A 3,697-nucleotide genomic window follows, 5' to 3' on the forward strand; every position below is an offset into this window, starting at 1 on the left:
ATCTGGTCGTCGCCGCCGATCGACGCGATCACCGCCTTGATCTCCGGGTCAGCGAAGGCCGCGTGCAGATCGGCGGCGCGCTCGCGCGGGGTGGCACCCATCCGCCGGGTCGTCGGGTACTCGACCGGGACGAGGCCGAACTCCTCGCGCAGGCGCGCGAGTCCGAGATCGAAGGGGCGTGGGAACAGGCCCGGCAGCCCGGCGGAGGGGGAGACGACGGCGACACGGTCACCGGGGGACGGCTTGGGCGGATACGTGGGAGCTGCCATGACCGCACGGTACGGGCCTCACCCGAACGGCGCACCGTGATAAACCGGAGGTGAGCGGCGGCTCCGCCGGACCGCCCCGACCGGACCGGAGGAACCGTGCCCCGCACCCTGGCCAACGCCCCGATCATGATCCTCAACGGCCCCAACCTGAACCTCCTGGGGCAGCGCCAGCCGGAGATCTACGGGTCCGACACGCTCGCGGACGTCGAGGCCCTGTGCGCCAAGGCGGCGGCCGTGCACGGCGGCACGGTCGACCTCCGGCAGTCCAACCACGAGGGCGAACTCGTCGACTGGATCCACGAGGCACGGCTCAGCCACTGCGGGATCGTCATCAACCCCGGCGCCTACTCGCACACCTCCGTCGCGATCCTCGACGCCCTCAACACCTGCGACGGGCTGCCGGTCATCGAGGTCCACATCTCCAACATCCACCAGCGCGAGGCGTTCCGGCACCACTCGTACGTGTCCCTGCGCGCGGACGGGGTGATCGCGGGGTGCGGGGTGCAGGGGTACGTGTTCGGGGTGGAGCGGGTCGCGGCGCTGGCGGGGTCGGCGCAGGCGTGAACAGGCTGTGCGGGTAAGGGGCGTCAGCCATGGACGGCGCCCCTTACCCGTGGCCCCTCTAGAGGCGGCCGGCCTCCACGATCCGCCGCAGGAACCGCTGGGTGCGCTCCTGCCGCGGCGCGCCGAAGATCTCCTCGGCGCTGCCGCGCTCCAGCACGACCCCGCCGTCCAGGAAGCAGACCTGGTCGGCGACCTCGCGCGCGAAGCCCATCTCGTGGGTGGCCAGCACCATCGTCATCCCGTCGCCCTTCAGGTCGCGGACGACGTTCAGGACCTCGCCGACCAGCTCCGGGTCGAGCGCGGCGGTGATCTCGTCGAGGAGCAGCAGCCGGGGCCGTACGGCGAGGGCCCGCACGATCGCCACACGCTGCTGCTGGCCGCCGCTGAGCCTGTCCGGGTACGCGGATGCCTTGCCGGCCAGTCCGAGGCGCTCCAGGAGCTCCCTGGCCCGTTCCTCGGCCTCCTCGCGGGGCACGCCGTGGACGCGGCGCGGGGCGAGCGTGATGTTCTCCAGCACCGTCATGTGCGGGAACAGGTTGTACGACTGGAAGACCACGCCGATCCGGCGCCGCACCGCGTCCTGGTCCACGCGCGGGTCGGTGATCTCCTCGCCGTCCAGCCAGATCGCGCCGTCGTCGATGTCCTCCAGCAGGTTCGCGCACCGCAGCAGCGTCGACTTGCCCGAACCGGAGGCGCCGATCAGCGCGGTCACGGTGTGCGGGGCGACCTCCAGATCGACGTCCCTGAGGACGACGGACCCGCCGAACGTCTTGCGCACGGACTCCATCCGCAGCACCGGCGCGCCGCTCATGCCGTACCTCCCTGGGACCGCTGACGGTCCATCCGCGCCGTCACCCAGTCCGTGAACCGGGTCATCGGGATCGTCAGCGCCACGAACAGCAGCCCCGCGACGATGTACGGCGTGTAGTTCAGGCTCCGCCCGACGATGATGTCCGCCGCGCGCACCGCGTCGATCGCGCCGCCGATCGACACCAGGCCGGTGTCCTTCTGGAGGGACACCAGGTCGTTGAGCAGCGGCGGCACCTGACGGCGCACCGCCTGCGGCAGCACCACGTGGCGCAGCGCCTGCCGGTTCGACAGCCCCAGCGAGCGGGCCGCCGCGCGCTGCGAGGGGTGCACGGACTCGATGCCCGCGCGGAACACCTCCGCAACGTACGCCGAGTACGTCAGCGTCAGCGCCGTACCGCCCAGCAGCACCGGATCGACCGTCACCCCCTGGAGGCGCAGCGCGGGGACGCCCAGGACGACGATCATCAGGTTGATGATCAGCGGCAGGCCCCGGAAGAAGTCCGTGTAGGCGGCGGCCAGCACCCGCAGCGGGAAGAACACCGGGCCGCGCAGCGTGCGCGCGATGGCGATCAGCATGCCCAGCACCAGGACGGCCGCCCCGCAGACCACCAGCAGCCGCAGGTTCAGCCACAGCCCTTCGAGGACCTTGGGCAGCGCCTCGCGCGCGTAGTGCGCGTCGAAGAACGTCTCCTTGGTGCGCTGCCAGCCCGGCGCGTTGACGACGACCAGATAGAGCACCACGGCGACGACGAGCGTCGACAGCGCGGCGATCGCCGTCGCCCTGCGCGCACGCGCGCGCCGGTAGCGCTCGCGCTCCAGCCGGCGCTCCGACGGCGTGTACGCGTGCTCCGCCTCGGTCTTGGTGACCGTCACTTGAGCACCGGGGCGTCGACCGCGTCGGACAGCCACTGCTGCTCCAGCTTCGCCAGCGTGCCGTCCTTGCGCAGGGCGTCCACGGCGGCCGTCACACAGGGCGTGAGCGCGCTGCCCTTGTCGAGGACCAGCCCGAACTGCTCGGGAGTGCCGCTCCGGTGCTCGAACTGGCCGACGATCGTGGCGTCGGTGATCTCGGCGCCGGTGATGTAGAACGCGGTCGGCAGGTCCACGACGATCGCGTCGACCTGCTTGTTCTGGAGCGCGGCCTTGGCCTGGTCGTTCTCGGCGTACGCGGCGGCCTCCTGGCCCGGCTTCACCACGTCCTGGATGTACTCCAGGCTCGTCGTGCCGACCTGGGCACCCAGCTTGAGGCCCTTCAGGTCGGCGAGGCTCTTCGCCTGCGCGGCCTTGGTGCCCTTCAGCGCGATCACGGCCTGGCGGACGTCGTAGTAGCCGGACGAGAAGTCGACGGCCTTCCTGCGCTCGGCGCTGACCGACACCTGGTTGATGTCGAAGTCGAAGGTCTTCACGCCGGGCGCGAACGCCTTGTTGAACGGCACGGTCTGCCAGACGACGGCACTCTTGCCGTAGCCCAACCGCTGTGCCACCGCGTAGGCGACGGCCGACTCGAAGCCCTGGCCGTTGGACGGCTTGTCGTCCTTGAACCACGGTTCGTACGCGGGCGTGTCGGTGCCGACGGTCAGCTTGCCGGACGCCGTGGTCGCCAGGGCGCCCTTCGCGCACGCGGCGCCGGACGACGAACCGGAGGGCGTCGCACCCGCCTTGGCGTCCGGCTGGGGAGCACAGCCCACGGCGGTGGCGAGGAGGGCGACGGCGGCGGCCGTGAGAGCACGGCGCTGGACACGGGGGACGAGGCGCATGGCCGGAGAGTGGCAGCGAAAGCGCCGGTTTGTCCAGTTCACGACAGTGGGTGTCCGCATAGTGGGAACGCCTGTTGCGCTCACGTGAACGGGGCGGCGCCAGAGGTGCCTGGGCCGCCGGCCAAGGGCGGGGAATACGAAAGACCGGCGGCCCGTGCCGAGCGGGAGCCGTCTTCCCGCGCGGGGCACGTGGACCAGTGGACCGCACGCACCCGCGCGCGGGGAGCGCGTGCGGCGGCCCGGCGCGGGTGCGCGATTCACACGGGGCGCGGAGACGGGGCTTCTACGGGGTGGGTG

At 71.7% G+C, this 3,697-nt stretch carries 5 protein-coding genes; 1 reads left to right on the forward strand and 4 read right to left on the reverse strand.

Features of this window, described 5'->3' with window-relative positions; translation table 11 throughout:
* Window positions 1-269: LD-carboxypeptidase (locus tag AOK24_RS33120; RefSeq protein WP_206191306.1), on the reverse strand; the 269-nt coding region annotated here is incomplete at its 3' end.
* A 96-nt stretch (window positions 270-365) separates the two neighbouring features.
* On the opposite strand from AOK24_RS33120, the gene aroQ reads away from it, so the two are divergent.
* Window positions 366-833 (forward strand): type II 3-dehydroquinate dehydratase, encoded by a 468-nt coding sequence (gene aroQ, locus AOK24_RS33125; protein ID WP_055723711.1) that lies wholly within the window; start codon window positions 366-368, stop codon window positions 831-833.
* 58 nt (window positions 834-891) lie between these two features.
* Here the strand turns inward: aroQ and AOK24_RS33130 are convergent, their stop codons facing one another.
* Genes AOK24_RS33130 through AOK24_RS33140 form a run of 3 tightly spaced genes read right to left on the reverse strand, consistent with a single transcriptional unit; the run spans window position 892 to window position 3,400 of the window.
* Entirely contained in the window at window positions 892-1,644 is a 753-nt protein-coding gene (locus tag AOK24_RS33130) for an amino acid ABC transporter ATP-binding protein (RefSeq protein ID WP_275657936.1), read from the reverse strand.
* On the reverse strand, window positions 1,641-2,516 hold the full coding sequence (locus tag AOK24_RS33135; RefSeq protein WP_055723712.1) for an amino acid ABC transporter permease: 876 nt from the start codon (window positions 2,514-2,516) through the stop codon (window positions 1,641-1,643). Before AOK24_RS33135 ends, AOK24_RS33130 begins: the two co-directional genes overlap by 4 nt.
* Window positions 2,513-3,400 (reverse strand): ABC transporter substrate-binding protein, encoded by an 888-nt coding sequence (locus AOK24_RS33140; protein ID WP_055723713.1) that lies wholly within the window; start codon window positions 3,398-3,400, stop codon window positions 2,513-2,515. Before AOK24_RS33140 ends, AOK24_RS33135 begins: the two co-directional genes overlap by 4 nt.
* Window positions 3,401-3,697 lie beyond the last annotated feature (297 nt).

Origin of the sequence: Streptomyces niveiscabiei (genome assembly GCF_001419795.1) — a bacterium.
GTDB classification, from domain to species: domain Bacteria; phylum Actinomycetota; class Actinomycetes; order Streptomycetales; family Streptomycetaceae; genus Streptomyces; species Streptomyces niveiscabiei.